Below are 16,473 nucleotides of genomic sequence, written 5' to 3' on the forward strand. Positions count from 1 at the left end.
TCCGGGGCACGGCGTGCCCCGTCGCGCTATTGGATGAGTCGGGGAGGGAAAGACGAAAGTTCCCACGAGCACTGTATGGCGTGGGTCACATGGGGGAAGTGTCGTCTCTCACCCTCGCGGTGGCCGCTGCCGCTGTGACGACGGCCGTTCGCTGCCGGGCTCTGGGATGGAGGCCCTGATACGGCGGCGTACCACGGCCGTCAGCAGGACGGGAAGAAGCAGGGCCTGGAGGCACACGGCGAGCCAGAACCCCCGTGCCGAGCCCATGGCTTCCGCACCCGCGTACACCTGGCCGCCGACCACTCCGCTGCCGAACGCTCCGAGGCCGGCCGCCAGTCGCTGCCGGCCGAAGACCGAGGCGGGTGCCGCGGATGAACGGGCCAGCGCCTCCAGGTCGTTCTTCAGGAAGAGCACGACCTCGCCCACGCACATGAGCGCCGCTCCCGCACCGATGCCCGTGTGGCCGCCGTATGCGATGACGGCCATCCCTGCCGCCATACTCCCGAAGCCCACCTTCATGGCATCCCGGTAGGCGAGTGCGGCGATCCACCGTGACAGCAGCGGCTGGGCGATGACCAGAAGGCAGGCATAGCCCGTCAGCACCGCCCCGTAGTAGGCCACCGAGGTGCGCGGGACGGCGTAGAGCGCCAAGTAGTGCTGGAAGAACATGAAGACGTACACACTCAGCACGGTCACGGCGAAGGGCGGCAAGCCGTCGTCATGACGTTGGGGCTGGTCGGCGTCGCCGGTGGCATCCCGCGCCTCGTCGGCCACCGGGCGCGCCGCGGCCGGTGGCAGCAGCGCGTGGCCGATGCCGACGAGAGCGAACAGCGCGGTGACGCAGGAGAAGAGCACGGTGGGTGAGCCCAGGACGAAGGGTGCCGCGGCCGGCGGGCCGAGGGCGATGCCCGCGTTGAAAGCCGCCCCGCTCGCCGACAGCAGCCGGGGGCGGTCGGCCTCGTCGGCTCCTTCCACCAAGTACGCCTTGTTCGCCGGGAGATACAGGGCCGCCCCGCAGGAGACCAGGATGACGGCGCCGACCGCGAGCACGGGGCTGGTCGTCCCGGGCACGAACGCCGCGAACCCGGCCGTCCGCACGGCCAGCGCCGTCAGCATGGTGGCCCGCGAGCCGATGCGCGCGGCCAGCGCGCCGGCGGCCACGCCGCCGGAGAATTGCACCAGCGAGGCGACGGCCAGCACGATGCCGACCGTACCGAGCCCCAGCCCGAGCCGCTGGTGCAGGAGCACCGACATGTACGGCAGGACGGCGAAGCTGCCCAGAGTGATCAGGAACGAGGCGGCCAGCAGGAAAGCCCGCGGGCCGGTGCCCCGCCACCCACCGAGCCGGGGCCTACGGCCCATCGTCGGCGACGACGGGGCACACGCAGGTGGCCGCGCTCCACGCCCGGTGCTGCGCCAGCTCCGCCGTCGCGGCTTCGGCCAGCACGATGCCGGTGCAGCCGCGCTGGTCCCCCACCTGCGGCAGCACGTCTCCCGGCGCTCTGGTCGGGTACCAGCGCACTTCTCCGGGAAAGGTCGCCAGCTCGTCGAGCCCGTGCCAGCCCTTGAGAACACCCGGCCGGTCCGCGTAGACGAGGACGAAGGCATGCGCGGGGCCGGTGTGGTCGAGCGGGGCGTCCATGAGACGCGGTCTGCGGCCCAGTGCCTCCTCCACCATGGCGGCGTACACGTTGGTCCCGAGCGAGCGGCACATGACCTCTCCCACCAGGGCTCCGCCGATCCTGCGGTTGATCTCGACGAGTTCTGGCCCCTCGGTGGTGAGGATGAACTCCACATGAGCGAAGCCGCTGTGATGCCCAGCCGCGTGCAGGACGTCCCCGACCCACTGCTCGATGGCGGACGACTCGGCCGGTGGCAGCGCGACGGGGAAGGCGGCGGCCTCCTCCCGTACGGCGGACTGCCGGGATGTCTGCCGGCTGAGGACGCCGAGCAGCCGGGTGGCGCCGTCCCAGCTGAGGGTCTCGGCGCTGTAGAGCGGCCCTGCCAGGAACGTCTCCGCGAACAATTCTCCCATGAGCTGCTGCTGGGCCGCTTCGTCGAGCGCGCGGCGCAGCGCTTCCTCGTCGTGGGCGATCCAGACATTGCGCGAGGAGGTGCCCGCGGAGTCCTTGAGCACTGCCGGCAGGCCGACCGTACGACGCACCTCGTCGGCGCTGTCGGGACTCGGGGCGACGCGCACGGCACCGCTCCGGCTCAGCCCCCGGCGGTGCAGGAGTTCACGTACCTGATATTTGTCGCGGAGCGACCGTACCGCGGCCGGATCCGGGCCGTGGAACCCGAGTTCGGCCGTGAGGTCGGCGGCCGGCACGCTCCAGGTGTCGGTGGTGTTGAGCAGGCCGGCCAGGTCGGGCAGGGCGGTCAGTGCGCTGCGGGTCGCCGTCTCGTCGAAGGTGTCGACGTCGATGACGGTGAGCGTGTCGTCGGGCAGGGTGTCGAGTTCGTGCTGGTAGACGGACCGGTCCGCAGTGAGCAGGCACAGCTTGTGTCCCGCTTCCGCCGCCGCCGCGGCTATGTGGCCCAGGCCGAAGGACAGGAATTCCAGGGCTGCGATGGTCATGGCGTCACCTCCACGGACGAAACCGGTTCAACGCTGTTCGTACCCGGGCATCCGCCTGGCCGTACCGCCGCGGGATCGGGACGCCGCCCCCACTCCATCACCGACCAGGGCGGACGCAGCTCGTCGAGTGCCTGGATGGGCCGGGGCCGGAGGGTCCGCATGTCCTGTGCCTCGGTGTGCCTGGCGAAGACCCGTTCGGCGTAGCGGTGGCCGGTGTCCGCGCCCAGGACGAGGTGGAGGCGCTCGGGATCGCGCTCCGCCTCCCAGGAGGAGACCAAGTGTGTGGCTCCGGTGGACAGCCCCGCGAAGGTCGCGTGTTCCTGCAGGAGGCCGATCGCGCCGGCCATGGCGTGCCGGAAGTCCACCCAGTGCATGGTGTCGTACAGCTCGTGCCGCACATTCTCGAAGGGTATGGAGCTGCCGATGCCCGCGATGATCGCCTCGGGATCGTTGAAGTGCTCACTGCCGAAGGTGACGCTGCCGAACGGCTGGATCCCCACCAGACGCACCGTCCGCCCCGTCCCCCGCAGTGCCTGCACCAGCCCGCCGGTGGACGCCCCCGTACCGACCGCGCCGACGACGGTCAGGGGCGCGTCGGGCAGTGTCCCGGTGACGAGGTCGGCGAACTCCCGGTATCCGGCGTAGTGGATGGAGTCGTGATACTGCCGCATCCAGTGGAAGTCGGGGCGGTCGGCCAGCAATTCGCGGACGCGGCGGACGCGGCGCTCCTGGTCGAGCCTGAGGTTCCGCGACGGAGGCATCTGGTCGACCGTCGCGCCCAGGACCTCCAACTGCGCGCGCATGACCGAGTCGACGGTCGTGGACGCCACGATGTGGCACCGCAGGCCGTAGCGGTGGCAGGCCATGGCGAGCGCCAGGGCGTAGATGCCGCTGGAACTGTCGATGAGGGTCTGCCCCCGGACGATGCGCCCGTGGTGCAGCAGCGTGCGGACGGCGCCCAGAGCCGCGTAGACCTTCATCGTCTCGAAGCGGGCGAGCACGACGTTGCCGCCGAGCCGGATCAGATCCGGCGTCTTCAACGCGTCGGTGATGTGCTCATGGACGGGTGCTGCGGCGGTGATGGGCGGGGGTAAGGCGGCGGTTTCCGTCCGCGCTCCCTCTCGCACGGCCCGCGGGCCGCGTTCGGGCAGGTGTGCTGCTGCCGTGATGCCGAGCGTGGGATCGTGGTTCTCACGGTGCGGTGACATGGTGTACCGGTCCTCCAGGGCTGCGGGCGCCGGGTAGTTGGCCGCGAGTGGGCGGCAGAGGCAGGTGTGGGCGTAGGGCTGCCGTCCCTGCCGGGGCGGCGCGGGCCGCGCGCGGCGGCACCCGGCCGGGGAGCGACGCGTGCGACCTGATGATTCGCGTCACTTCTTGCGTCCCCGGACGATCAATCGCCGGGAGTAGTTGTCGTACGTGCACCCGTCGAAGCCGCCGAAGCACTCCACGTCTGCGAAGCCCGCGGCCACGAACAGGTCGTGCAGTTCGGCGGCGCTGTAGAGGTAGGACGTCAGGGACGCCGTGCGCGCCGATGTACCGCGCACCAGCGTCCAGTCGGTCCGCAGTCTGCGCCAGCTGTCGAAGACGACGTCCCGCTGGACCACGTACGAGCCGTCCGGCAGGTCGACGGCCTGGGGCCGCCCGATCCAGCCGGCCAGGACTTCCTTGCCCATCACGTCCACGAGAAGCTGCCCATCGGGGGCGAGGCTCTCCCATGCGTTGCTCAGAACCCGGAGGTTGTCGTCCGGGTCGTCGAAGTACCCGAAGGATGTGAACACGTTCAGGACGACGTCGAATGCCCCGGGAGCCGTGTAGGTGAGCATGTCCCCTCGTACCAGCCGCACATCGGCACCGGCCTCCTCGCACGCGCTCCTCGCACGCTCCAGCATCGACTCGCTGAGGTCGACGCCCGTGACGTCGAACCCCCGGTCGGCCAGCGGCACCAGAAACAGTCCCGGACCACAGCACAGGTCGAGCACCCTGGACCTGGGCGGGAAGTCAAGGAGAGGTGACGTGGCCACCAGCTCGGCAACGGACTGCGCGCGCACCGGGGAGAACATGGTGGGCGCGAAGTCGGACCACAGAGAGTCGTCCTCGTACCATTCCAAGTCGCTCGGCCTCCCTCTTGGACCCTATGGGCCCTGTTGGCAGCTCCTGTCACTCCTGTCTTTTCAGTAGTCGGCCGCTTCCGGCAGCTGGTTCCCGGCGGTTCACGACAGCGGCGAGGGCCTCGACGTCGCACACGGTTGGCCTCAACACACCTTCAGTTCCCATCTGTTACGTGCGATGGTTCACATGAGTCGATGTGAGTGGGATGCCTGGTCGCCATCCGTACTGATCCGGCAGGAGTACCCGTGACGCGAGAGGCGCGGATACGAAGATGAGCCCGCCATGACCGTTGGGCGGGTCTGTCGCGCGACAAGGACTGTGGTGTTCGCAGCCGTCTGTGCGCTGCTCGCAGCCCTGGGGCACCGAATGATGTCGGGCTCCACGGTGCCCTGGTAGGCCATCGCCGCAGCACTCGTGGGGGCCGGCACTATGGCATGGTGTCTGACCGGGCGAGAGCGCGGACTCCTCCTGGTCGTCTCTGCCGCGATGGCCGCTCAGACGGGCTTACACGCATGGTATTCGCTGGCCCAGACGGCGACGCGGCCCCACCAGCCGAATCCTGCCGCGCCCGCCGCTCACCATCACTCCGTGGCAGACAGCACGCCGCTGGAACACGTGGCCCACCTGGGTCACGTGGGCCACGACATGGCAGGCATGTCGTCGACCGACATGGTCGCGGCCCACATACTGGCCGCACTGCTGTGCAGCATGTGGCTCGCGTACGGCGAACGAGCCGCCTTCCGAATCCTGCGGCTCCTCGCCGGATGGCTCGTCGCACCGCTGCGACTGCCCCTCCTGCTGCCCGCCCCACCGCACCGTCCGCGCACCCGCACCCACCGAAACCGATCCGCCCGTACGCCGTGGCAGTTCCTCCTCGCCCACGCCATCTCCTCTCGGGGCCCGCCCACCGGAACCGCTGTCGTCCAACAGCCGGTTTCCCGCTGCCGCCCCGGCACCCCGCGTCCATAGGCCCCGGGCATCGGCCGTACGCCTCCGTGCGGTCGTACATCGATCACCTCTGCGTGGCCGCACGCCATCACCGGACCCGCCGCTGTTCAACGCCGGGCCCGGATTCCCGAGAAGGACGCCAGATGATCGCTCCTGCCTTGTCCACCCCGCCCGACGAATCGACGACGGCCTGGGCACTCGCCGCCCGCAGCGGTGACGCCGAAGCCGTCGAGCACTTCGTGCGGGCCCTGCACCGCGACGTCCGCCGCTACGTGACCAGCCTTGGCGCCGACCCTCAGGCCGCGGACGACCTGACCCAGGACACGTTCCTAGGGGCCCTCACCAGCCTGCACCGCTTCGAAGGCCGCTCCTCGGCCCGCACCTGGCTGCTGACCATCGCCCGGCGCGCAGTGGTCGACAACCTCCGACACGCCGCCGCCCGGCCCCGCCTGTCGGACACCGACGACTGGCAAGCCGCCGCCGAGCGCGCCCAGCCACACAGCCTGCCCGGTTTCGACGACGGCATCGCCCTCGCCGAGCTGCTGGCCAACCTGCCCGACGAACGCCGCGAGGCTTTCGTCCTCACCCAGCTACTCGGGTTGCCCTACGCGGAAGCGGCACTCGTCAGCAACTGCCCGGTGGGGACGGTGCGCTCCCGAGTAGCACGCGCCCGCACCTGTCTGATCCAGTGGCTGAACAATGCCGAGCACCCCACGCCGGATGCGTGTTGTCCCCGTCCTGGGCCACCTCGCGGTGCGGATGATTACGAATGGTGTCGTCGACCGCGCCGTGCAGAACTGGATCGCCGACGAGCACAGCCGATCGACGGTAAAGAACACCATCGCCGTCCTGGTCCGCGTCATGGAGCAGGCAGTCCGTGACGGCATCATCAAGGTCAACCCCGCCCGGGTGACCGGCTGGCAGAAACTCTACAAGCAGGCCGAGGACGAACTCCTCGACCCACGCGCGCCGGCCCTGCCCGACTGGGAGACCCTCCTCGCACTGGCCGAGGCGCTCGTGGCCGCCTCCCACGACCAGTACCGCGGCTGGGGAGACGTGGTCGTCTTCGCCGCGTGCACCGCCGCACGGATCGGAGAGATCTCAGGCTGCCGCGTCGGAGACATCGACACCACCCAGTGGATCTGGACCGTGCGGCGCCAGACCACACCCGCGCCCGGCGGGCTGACCGACAAGGGCACCAAGGGCAAGCGGGCCCGCAAGGTTCCCATCGTCGAGGAGATCCGCCCCCTCGTCGCCCAGCGCATCCTGTCCGCCGGCCCCAACCCCGAAGCCCGCCTGTTCACCGGCCCACGCGGCGGACGTATTCGGCCGCCGTCCTGCGCGACGCCACGCAGTGGGACGACGTGGTCACCAAGCTCGGCTACGAGCACCTGCGCCGCCATGACCTCCGGCACACCGGAATGACCTGGTTTGCGACGCCGGAGTCCACGTACACGTCCTACGCAGGATCGCTGGCCACGGGTCCCTGACCACCACCCAGCGCTACCTGCACCCGGACGTGCACAAGATCACGGCCGCCGGGGCGGCGCTCTCCGCCCACTTCAGCGTGCTCCGCGCCCCGCGCTCGCTGCCGAGCCCGATCGTCATGACCCGCTGACCCCGGTCAAGCTCGCCGGTCCCCGACTGGTCCCCAAGAATGATCAAGGGCCGACTTCGGATTGCTCCGAAACCGGCCCTGACCTGCGACTGTCTCCAGTCGGGACGACAGGATTTGAACCTGCGACCCCTTGACCCCCAGTCAAGTGCGCTACCAAGCTGCGCCACGTCCCGCTGCCCGTCTGACCTGGGCTTTCCCCTGGCCGAACGCGCATGAGAACAATACCGCACTCAGGAGGGTGGTCACGAACACCTTTCCCGCCTTGACCTCAACCAGGCTTGATGTTCAAGGCTGGAGGCATGACGAGGACCACAGTCACGACGACCGGCCACTACGGCGACATGAACCGGCTGATGAGCCTGATGACGGGGGACGAGAAGCACGGCCCCGCCGCGACCTCCACTCTGGACGTGCTCTGGGTGCTCTACGACAGGGTGCTTCGGGTGACGCCCCGCACCGTCGACGCTCCCGACCGTGACCGGTTCCTGCTGTCCAAGGGGCACGGGCCGATGGCGTACTACGCGGTGCTGGCCGCGCACGGCTTCTTCGGCGAGGAACTGCTGCCCGGGTTCGGGACGTACGACTCGCCGCTCGGACACCATCCGGACCGGACGCTCGTACCGGGTGTGGAGATCGGCAGCGGATCGCTGGGGCACGGACTGCCACTCGGCGTGGGGAGCGTGCTGGGTCTGCGGGCACAGGGGCTGACCGGTCCCCGGGTGTGGGTGCTGATCGGGGACGCCGAACTGGACGAGGGCAGCAATCACGAGGCGATCGCGTACGCGGGCCCGGCCGGGCTCGAGCAGTTGCACACCGTGGTGGTCGACAACGCGTCGGCCTCGCACGCGCGGCCCGGCGGGATCGCCGCCCGGTTCGAGGCCGCCGGCTGGTCGGTCGTGTCCGTCGACGGACACGACCACGAAGCGTTGTTCGCGGCGTTCACCGCGCCGCATCCCGGACGGCCGCACGTGGTGGTCGCGCACGTCGACCCCAAGAGCTGACCGGACGCGCGGAACCGACGAGGACGCCAGGAATCGAAAGAAGGACATTTCACATGGACACGATGCGTGACCGGTTCATCTCGACCGTCTCACAGATGCTGGACGAGGACCCCCGTCTCGCGCTCGTACTGGCGGAGATCAGCCGGGACGGATTCGGACCGGCCGAGCGGGCCCATCCGGACCGGGTGGTCAATGTCGGGATCAGGGAGCAACTGCTGGTCGGTGCCGGGGCCGGGATGGCACTCACCGGCCTGCGGCCGATCGTGCACACCTTCGCCAGTTTTCTGGTGGAGCGCCCGTTCGAGCAGGTCAAACTGGACTTCGGCCATCAGGGGGTGGGCGGAGTGCTGGTGAGTGCCGGGGCCTCGTACGACTGGCCGGCCGGGGGCTTCACCCATATGGCGCCGGGCGATGTCGCCCTCATGGACACCCTCGACGGCTGGACGGTCCATGTCCCGGGCCATCCGGACGAGGCGGAGGCGCTGCTGCGGAAGGCGGCGGCCGGGGACGACCGGGTGTACGTGCGGCTGTCGCTCCAGTCGAACGACCGCGCGCGGCCGATCGGCGCGGGGACCGGCTTCACCTCGGCGCGGGAGGGCGCGGGCGGGGTCGTGGTCGCGGTCGGACCGATGCTCGACAACGTGCTCGCGGCGACCGAAGGGCTCGACGTGACCGTGCTGTACGCGACGACGGTGCGCCCGTTCGACGGGGCCGGGCTGAGGCGGGCGGTCGGCGCCGGCCGCGCCGCAGACGTGGTGGTCGTCGAACCGTATCTGGCGGGGACGTCCACGGCCGTCGCGAACGACGCGCTCGCCGACGTACCGCACCGGGTGCTGGGGCTCGGGGTGGGTCGGGCCGAGCTGCGCGCGTACGGGGAGATGGACGAGCACCTGGCCGCGCACGGTCTCGACGCGCGGGGACTGCGGGAGCGGATCGGCGCCTTCCTCGGCCGGTGACGGGGCCGGGGCGGACGGGATGAGCGCAGGCCGGTGGAGTGACCGGAAGGCGGTGAGGTGACCAGAGCGGTTGCCCACGGGGCGCGGAGGCAACCGCTCCGCCCATGGCCGGGGCCGGATGCGCGCCGCCGTCCACGAGCCGGGGCGCGGGGGCGGGTGCCCGCGCACGGTCGTGATCAGGGCGATGTGACCCTGTCGGCGGTGTACGGCCACGGCATCGCCGGGGCGGGCCTCAAGGCGGGCTTCCGGCGTCGGGTCCCGGTGGCTTCCGCCCAGCTCCCGGTCCGTGTCGAGCTCGTCGCACGGGACCGCCTCGGCCAGGCAGAGCACGGGGCGGTGTCCGTCGTCGGCCACGGTGCCCCGGTCCGGGCCGCGCGCCGGGCCGCCCCTCGTCCAGGTGCCGTCGGCGCCGGGCCGCCAGCCGGTGATGTCCCGGCCGCCGGAGAGGACGGGGCGGGCGCCGGGCACCGCGGTCCAGGTGACCGTGTGGCCGTTCTTCCCGGAGTCGGCGGCGCCGAGCCGGAGGGGTTCGGTGAGGCGGTACGTCCCGTCCTTCAACAGGACGCGGACGTCGCGCCCGGTCTCGGTACGGGCCCGGTCGCGGGCGCCCTCGGGGGTGCAGGGGCGGGCGGCCGTGCAGGCGGTGCCGTGTCCGTCGGGGGCCGCGTAAACAGGGTGCGGGCGCCCGGTGCGGCCAGGGCCGTCGGGGCGGCGAGGAGGGCGGTCAGAAGGGCGGCGGTGACGGTGGCGGCGGTTCCTCGGACGACGTGCGGGGGACGGCGTTTCACGCGGACGCCTTCCAGTCGGGCCGGCCGGGCATGGGCGGGTTCACGGCCCCGAAGAGCCAGTCGCGCAGGAACGGGTCGAGGGACCGGTCGCCGGTCACGTCGACGGTGTGCCGGATGAAGGCCTCGCTGGTGTACGTGGAGTCCTTGAAGCGCCGCACCCATTCGCGCATGACGCGGTCGAACCTCTGCTGCCCGGTGCGGAGCCGGAGGGCGTACAGGACCAGTGCGCCGCCGTCGTAGATGTTCATGCCACCGAGCGCCTTGGGGAGGCCGGGCGGGCCGTCGATGGCTCGGACGGCGTCGAGCTTGGCGTATGTGGCACGCATCTTGTCGTCGAGGACCGACCAGCCGCGCTCCTCGCCGTACAGGCCCGCGTAGTACACGGCGGGGCCCTCGTTGAGCCACGCCTGCTGCCAGTCGTTCGGGGTGACGGAGTCGCCGAACCACTGGTGGACGAGCTCGTGGACCATGGTGGTCTCGTAGCCCGGCTGTCCCTGGGTGTTGGGTTTGAACCAGTTGGTGGAGAACAGGGAGAGGGTCTGGTTCTCCAGGGCGTCGGTGTAGCCGTCGTAGATGTGGACGCCGTAGACGGAAAAGGGGTAGCGGCCGAACTTCTTCTCCAGCCAGGCGAGATGGTCGGAGGTGCGGGCCACGATGGGCGCGTACGTGTCCTCCTGGCCCTGCGGGACGATGTGGCGCAGCGGCAGCCCGCGGTGGCTGGTGCCGTACAGGTAGGTGCCCTTGACGACGGCGATGCCGATGAGTTCGGTCGCCATCCGCTCGCGCAGGGCGAAGTGCCAGACCGTGGAGCCGTCGGCGCGCGGCGTCCTGTGGAGGAGTTCGCCGTTGGCGGCGGCCACGTAGCCCTGCGGGGCGCTGATGTGGAAGGTCCAGGTGGCCTTGTCGGACGGGGTGTCGTTGCAGGGCAGGAAGGTGTCGGCGCGGGAGGACTGGGCGGCGGAGGCGAAACCGCCGTCGCTGCCGAACTTCCAGCCGGTCAGGCCGAGTCGGGGGTCCTTTCCGTTGCCCCGGTAGCGGATCTCGGTGGTGAACGCCTGTCCTCGGTGGAGGGGGCGGGCGGGGGTGAGGCTGAGTTCCTGGCCGCTCTGTCCGGGCGACAGTTCCCATCGGGCGGGGCGGCCGGCGACGGTGACGGAGTCGATGGTGTGGCCGTCGGTGTCCAGGTTGAACGCGGAGAGGTCCTGGGTGGCCTTGGCGTGGATCTTCACCACGGCGGTGAAGTCGTAGGTCACCGGGGTGAAGTCGAAGGTGAGGTCGTAGTGGACGACCTGGTAGCCGCCGTTGCCGAGGGTCGGGAAGAGCGGGTCGCCGACGCCGTCGGAGCCGGGCTTCGGGTCGAAGCCGCGCGAACGCGCGGCGGCGGGCGAGCCGAGGGCGGGGACGGCGGCCGCCGCCGCGACCGCCGCGCCGCCGATCCGGAGAACCGCGCGTCGTGTCGTCACTTCTTCCCCTTCTGGACGGCTTCCTCGAACTCGCCGCGGGCCTTCTCGCCGCCCTTGGCCAGGTAGTCCTTGATGAGCTGGTCGTAGGCGGACATGGGCTTGCGCCCGGCGATGATGTCCTTGAGCGCGTCCTGCTTGAGCGTGTAGAGGCTGCCGGTGCCCTTCGAGTCCCAGGTGGGTGACGAGTACTGGAGCACCGGGTCGGTCACCATCATCGGGATCATCTTCGTGAACGTGTCGTGGACGTGCCGGACGCCCTGCTCCGAGTCGGCACTGAAGATCGCGGGGACCGCCGAGGCCATGAACTTCCACGGCACGGTGACGTCCTGGGTGCCCTGCTTGGTGAGTGCCGGGTTGCCCTTGGCGTCACGGGTGAAGTCGGTTCCCTCGACGCCGTAGTTGATGAGCGTGTACTCCTGGCTGCCGAACGGGGAGGCGGCGAAGTCGGCCAGGGCGAGGATCTGCGCGACGCGTTCCTCGGACGCCTTCTTGACGTGGGTGTTCTCCAGCTTGACGTTGTCCATCCAGGCGACCGCGTCCTTGCCGACCGGGACGAACGGACGCGGGTCGTACGTCTTGTCGATCGCCTTCATGGCGGCGACGTAGCCGACGCCGGGCGCCAGGTAGGTGGGCATGCCGTCGTAGACGTAGGCACCCTTGCCGTTCTTGAACATGTCCGTGTACTGGGCCTTCTGCGCCCCGGACATCTGGAGGGTGCCCGGGTAGTAGCAGCCCGCCTTGTACAGCAGCCGGGCGGTTTCCACGGCCTTGCGGTACTCCGGCGTCTCCAGGTCGAGGGTGAATTTCCCGGACTTCTCGTCCAGCCGCCAGGACGAGGGCGCGCCCGCGGACATGGCGAGCATGGTGGTGGCGCCCGCGATGATGGCGTACTGGTCCTTCTTCGGCCGGGTGAGTTCCTTGCAGAGCTCCACGAACCGGTCGAGGTCGGTGATCTGGTCGAGGCTGGTGACGCCCGCCTCCGCGAACAGGTCGTGGCGGTAGAAGCCGGCGCCGCCGGTGCCGGTGCGGGCGATCGGGATGCCGTACAGCTTCCCGCCGAAGATCGCGGACTGCCAGGCGGCCTTCGGGATCGCGGCCAGGTTCGGGTAGTCCTTGACCTTGTCCCCGGCGAGGTACGGGGTCAGGTCGGCGCAGGTGGCCTGGAGGAAGGCGGCCTTGTTGTCGACGCCGCCGCTCTCCGGGTACATGAAGAGGTCGGGCAGGCTGTCGCTGGCGACCATGGTGGAGAACTTGGTGCTGTAGTCGTCGGCGGGGACGGCGGTGATGTCCACCCGGCCGCCGAGCAGCTTCTCGATCGCCTGCCAGGCGGCGTTCTTGCCCCGTGCGGGCGGCGGCGGGGAGAAGGTCTCCATCGTCGCGCTGATCGGCTGCGCGCCCTTGAGCGGGGCGCCCTTCGTGGCGCGCAGCGGCTTGGCCGGGTAGCGGAAGAAGCCCTGCGGGACCCCGGCGGCGGTGCCCTGGAGGTCGGGCGCGAGGCCGATGTTGCGCACGGCGGTGTTGGGGAGCAGCGAGGCGCTCTTGGCCTCGGCCTTGGCGGTCGTGCCGCCGTCGCCGCAGGCGCTGAGCAGCGGGGCGGCGGCCAGTCCCAGACCGATACCGGCACCCATGCGGAACAGTGCTCTGCGGTTGATGGGGGTGGAGCTCGACACCTGGATCTCCTTGAGAGAGGGGAAGGAAGGAGTGGGGGGAGGTGGCTGCGCTCAGCCCTTGACGGCGCCGGTGAGGACGCCCTTGGTGAAGTAGCGCTGGAGGAACGGGTAGACGCAGAGGATCGGTACGACGGCGATCACCAGGACCGCCATCTGGACGGCCTGCTGCGGGGCGAGGACCTCGCCGGCGGAGGCCGCGTTCAGGCTCTGGCCCTGCAGGACGTAGGTGCGCAGCACCATCGGCAGCGGCCACTTGTCGGAGTCGTTGAGGTACAGGAGCGCGTTGAAGAAGGCGTTCCAGTACGTCACCGCGTAGAAGAGGCTGATCACGGCGAGGACGGCCTTGGACAGCGGAAGGACGATCCGCACCAGGATGCGGAAGTCCCCGGCGCCGTCGACCTTGGCGGCGTCGTACAGCTCCTCCGGCAGGTTCATGAAGAAGGAGCGCAGGACCACCAGGTTGAAGGCGCTGACCAGGGTGGGCATGACGAGCGCCGCGTAGGTGTCGTACAGGCCGAGACCCTTGACCAGCAGGAAGTTCGGGATGATGCCCGCGTTGAAGAGCATCGTGAACAGGGCCGTCATCAGGATGAAGCGGGAGCCGGTGACGTCGCGCCGGGAGAGTCCGTACGCCATGCCGATGGTGACCAGCAGGCTGGCGAGGGTGCCGAGGACGGTGATGCCGACGGAGACGATCAGGGCCCGGGTGACGACTCCGCCGGTGAAGATGGTGCGGTAGGCGTCCAGGGTCGGGTGATCGGGCCACAGGACGAGGCCGGAGCTCTTGATGATGTCGGTCTGCGAGGCGAAGCTCGTGCCGATGACGCCGACCAGCGGGTAGGCGACGGCGAGGACGACCACGACGACGGCGACGGCCTTGGCGGCCTGTCCGAGGCGGGTCGGGCGTTCCATCCACGGGGGCCGGCCCTCGGAGGAGCGGGCGGGGGCGGCCGGAGGCCGCGGTGTGGTGGTGGGGCGCGTCGTGGCGCGCGTCTTCTCAGCGGTCAGCACCGCGGTACACCCCTTCGTGGCCGAGGCGGTGGGCGAACTTGTTGGCGCCCAGGACGAGTGCGGTCCCGATGACCGCCTTGACGAGACCGACGGCGGCGGCGACGCCCCAGTCGTTGTCCTTGATGCCGTGGTAGTAGACGTACGTGTCGAGCACCTCTCCGGCGTCCGGGCCGACCGCGTCGCGCTGGAGCAGGATCTGCTCGAAGCCGACGGAGAGGATCTGCCCGAGGTTGAGGATCAGCAGCAGGATGAGTACGGGGGCGATGCCGGGCAGCGTCACGTGCCACAGGCGGCGGGCCCGGCCCGCGCCGTCGATCGCGGCGGCCTCGTACTGCTGTCTGTCGATGTTCAGCAGCGCGGCGAGGATGATGATCGTGCCCCAGCCGGCGTCCTTCCAGGCCACCTGGAGGGTCAGCAGCCAGGGGAAGGCGTCGGGGTCGCTCATCATGTCGTAGCGCGGCAGTCCCAGTCCGTCGAGCACGTCGGGCAGGAGCCCGGCGCCGCCCAGGATCTGCTGGAAGATCGAGACGATGATGACCCAGCCGATGAAGTGCGGCAGGTAGACGACGCTCTGCACGAAGCGCCGGACACGGTCACTGGTGATGCTGTTGAGCAGCAGGGCCAGGGCGACCGGGATCGGGAAGAAGAAGACCAGTTGGACGAGGGCGATCTCCAGCGTGTTGAACGTGGCGGTCCAGAAGGCCGGTTCGCTGAACGCCGCGGTGAAGTTGGCGAAGCCCACCCAGGCGCTGTGCATGTAACCGAGGTACGGCTGGTAGTCCTGGAAGGCCACCACGTACCCGAGCAGCGGCACGTAGTGGAAGACGACGAAGTACAGCAGGCCGGGCAGGGTGAGCAGGAGCATCACCCGGTCCCGCTTGAGCCGCTGTCGGAGCGTCAGCCGGTGCTGCGTGACGACGGCCCGTTCGGCGGGCTGCGGGGGTGTTTCTTCGGCCTCGGGCCGCTTCTCCCGCGGCAAAGAGGGTGCTGATTCAGCCATGGGGGCGTCCTGTTCGGCTGGGTGGCGCATGGTGGGCCTTCTGGGGCGGCAAGTTAGTAAGCGGTTAACCCAAGCGTCAAGAGATCGGCTGAAAGTCATCTGGGCCGCACGCACCCATGTCGACGTGTTCTCGGGTGATGAATCCCCAGAATTCAGCGATAGTCGGGCACTTACTCCCGGGATGCGCTTGACGGTCGGCCATCACGCTCCTAGCGTTCCGGTCATCCCATAGAACACGATTACTATCCGGAGGCAGGGTGCGAACCACCGAAGAGGCACCGGCGCATTCCGGTGGCGAAGCCGCGGCACCACCCCCGCGGCGTCCCCGCACCGTCCTGGTCATGAGCCCGGGACTCCTCGACGACGTCTTCCCGCCGCCGGTACGGGCCCGGCTGGAGGAGACGGCCGACCTTCTTCGGCCGTCCCCGGTCGGCGAGTTCGACTCGCCGGAGGCCGCCGCGGCACTGGCCGGGGCCGAGGTCCTGCTCACCGGCTGGGGCTGCCCGCCCGTCGACGCCGCCCTGCTGGACCGGGCACCGTCGCTGCGTGCCGTGGTCCACGCGGCCGGCACGGTGAAGACGTTCCTGTCCCCCGCCGCGTTCGACCGCGGGATCGTCGTCTCGTCGGCGGCCGCCGCCAACGCCCTGCCGGTCGCCGAGTTCACCCTGGCGGCGATCATCATGGGCGCCAAACGCGTCTTCCCGCTGGCCGGGCTCTTCCGGACCCGGCGCACCCACCGCACCGGCGCCGACCTCGACCGCCAGCACTGGCTCGGCACGCACGGTCTGACCATCGGGGTCGTCGGCGCCTCCCGGATCGGCCGACGCGTCATCGACCTGCTGCGGGTCCTCGACGTCGAGGTCCTGCTGTACGACCCCTACGTCGACACGGCCGAGGCGGCGGCTCTCGGCGTCACCCCGACCGACCTGGACACCCTGGTGGCGACCAGCGACGTGGTGACGCTCCACGCCCCGGACACGGCCGAGACCCGGGGGATCATCGACGCCCGGCGCCTCGGCCTGATGCGCCCCGGCACCCTGCTCGTCAACACCGCCCGCGGTCCGCTGGTGGACACCGAGGCGCTGACCGGCCACCTGGTCGACGGGCGGCTGGACGCCGTGCTGGACGTGACCTCGCCGGAGCCGCTGCCGGCCGACCACCCCCTGTGGGACCTGCCGAACGTGTTCCTCACCCCGCACCTGGCGGGCGCGCAGGGCAACGAGGTGGGGCGGCTCGGGGCGCTCGCCGTCGACGAACTGGCCCGGTACGCGCAGGGCGCGCCGTTCGAGCACCCGGTGCACCGGGGCGATCTCGGGAGGATCGCGTGAGTC

Annotated in this window: 11 protein-coding genes, 1 tRNA gene and 3 pseudogenes; 6 read left to right on the top strand and 9 right to left on the bottom strand. The window is 70.3% G+C overall.

Features of this window, described 5'->3' with window-relative positions:
- Nucleotides 1-108: 108 nt before the first annotated feature.
- From AMK22_RS01470 to AMK22_RS01485, 4 genes are all read right to left on the bottom strand, one after another.
- The gene (locus AMK22_RS01470; RefSeq protein ID WP_073781330.1) at nucleotides 109-1,362 is read right to left on the bottom strand and encodes an MFS transporter; all 1,254 of its coding nucleotides are present in this window, start codon (nucleotides 1,360-1,362) and stop codon (nucleotides 109-111) included.
- Entirely contained in the window at nucleotides 1,352-2,578 is a 1,227-nt protein-coding gene (locus tag AMK22_RS01475) for an ATP-grasp domain-containing protein (protein WP_073781331.1), read from the bottom strand. Before AMK22_RS01475 ends, AMK22_RS01470 begins: the two co-directional genes overlap by 11 nt.
- Nucleotides 2,575-3,705: a pyridoxal-phosphate dependent enzyme gene (locus AMK22_RS01480; protein ID WP_073781540.1), complete on the bottom strand. Its 1,131-nt coding sequence runs from the start codon at nucleotides 3,703-3,705 to the stop codon at nucleotides 2,575-2,577. Before AMK22_RS01480 ends, AMK22_RS01475 begins: the two co-directional genes overlap by 4 nt.
- 240 nt (nucleotides 3,706-3,945) lie before the next feature.
- Nucleotides 3,946-4,686 (bottom strand): class I SAM-dependent methyltransferase, encoded by a 741-nt coding sequence (locus AMK22_RS01485; protein WP_073781332.1) that lies wholly within the window; start codon nucleotides 4,684-4,686, stop codon nucleotides 3,946-3,948.
- 283 nt (nucleotides 4,687-4,969) lie between these two features.
- Between AMK22_RS01485 and AMK22_RS01490 the strand changes: the two are divergent.
- The 3 pseudogenes from AMK22_RS01490 (at nucleotide 4,970) to AMK22_RS41955 (ending at nucleotide 7,253) form a co-directional block, all read left to right on the top strand.
- Nucleotides 4,970-5,656: pseudogene (locus AMK22_RS01490) on the top strand (hypothetical protein).
- Between the two features lie 122 nt (nucleotides 5,657-5,778).
- A pseudogene (locus AMK22_RS01495) lies at nucleotides 5,779-6,348 on the top strand (sigma-70 family RNA polymerase sigma factor); the annotation flags it as partial.
- Nucleotides 6,335-7,253 (top strand): annotated as a pseudogene (locus AMK22_RS41955) (tyrosine-type recombinase/integrase). The pseudogenes AMK22_RS01495 and AMK22_RS41955, both read left to right, overlap by 14 nt.
- Nucleotides 7,254-7,352: 99 nt before the next feature.
- Here AMK22_RS41955 and AMK22_RS01505 read toward each other — a convergent pair.
- Nucleotides 7,353-7,426, bottom strand: a tRNA-Pro gene (locus AMK22_RS01505).
- Nucleotides 7,427-7,552: 126 nt separating this feature from the next.
- On the opposite strand from AMK22_RS01505, the gene AMK22_RS01510 reads away from it, so the two are divergent.
- Together AMK22_RS01510 and AMK22_RS01515 are read left to right on the top strand one after the other, a co-directional pair.
- Nucleotides 7,553-8,254, top strand: coding sequence for a transketolase (locus AMK22_RS01510; RefSeq protein ID WP_073781333.1), 702 nt, complete (start codon nucleotides 7,553-7,555; stop codon nucleotides 8,252-8,254).
- Nucleotides 8,255-8,307: 53 nt separating this feature from the next.
- The gene (locus AMK22_RS01515) at nucleotides 8,308-9,210 is read left to right on the top strand and encodes a transketolase family protein (protein WP_073781334.1); all 903 of its coding nucleotides are present in this window, start codon (nucleotides 8,308-8,310) and stop codon (nucleotides 9,208-9,210) included.
- Between the two features lie 784 nt (nucleotides 9,211-9,994).
- Here AMK22_RS01515 and AMK22_RS01525 read toward each other — a convergent pair.
- From AMK22_RS01525 to AMK22_RS01540, 4 genes are all read right to left on the bottom strand, one after another.
- Complete coding sequence (locus tag AMK22_RS01525) at nucleotides 9,995-11,461, bottom strand: M1 family metallopeptidase (protein ID WP_073781335.1); 1,467 nt, start codon at nucleotides 11,459-11,461, stop codon at nucleotides 9,995-9,997.
- Nucleotides 11,458-13,131, bottom strand: coding sequence for an extracellular solute-binding protein (locus tag AMK22_RS01530; protein WP_073781336.1), 1,674 nt, complete (start codon nucleotides 13,129-13,131; stop codon nucleotides 11,458-11,460). The genes AMK22_RS01525 and AMK22_RS01530 overlap by 4 nt, the downstream gene beginning before the upstream one ends.
- Before the next feature lie 51 nt (nucleotides 13,132-13,182).
- Complete coding sequence (locus AMK22_RS01535) at nucleotides 13,183-14,043, bottom strand: carbohydrate ABC transporter permease (protein WP_073781541.1); 861 nt, start codon at nucleotides 14,041-14,043, stop codon at nucleotides 13,183-13,185.
- 85 nt (nucleotides 14,044-14,128) lie between these two features.
- Nucleotides 14,129-15,142 (bottom strand): ABC transporter permease, encoded by a 1,014-nt coding sequence (locus AMK22_RS01540; protein ID WP_073781337.1) that lies wholly within the window; start codon nucleotides 15,140-15,142, stop codon nucleotides 14,129-14,131.
- Between the two features lie 341 nt (nucleotides 15,143-15,483).
- Between AMK22_RS01540 and AMK22_RS01545 the strand changes: the two genes are divergently transcribed.
- Nucleotides 15,484-16,470, top strand: coding sequence for a hydroxyacid dehydrogenase (locus AMK22_RS01545; RefSeq protein WP_199883090.1), 987 nt, complete (start codon nucleotides 15,484-15,486; stop codon nucleotides 16,468-16,470).
- The last annotated feature ends 3 nt before the right edge of the window (nucleotides 16,471-16,473 follow it).

The organism is Streptomyces sp. CB01580 (genome assembly GCF_001905795.1).
Taxonomy (GTDB): Bacteria; Actinomycetota; Actinomycetes; order Streptomycetales; family Streptomycetaceae; genus Streptomyces.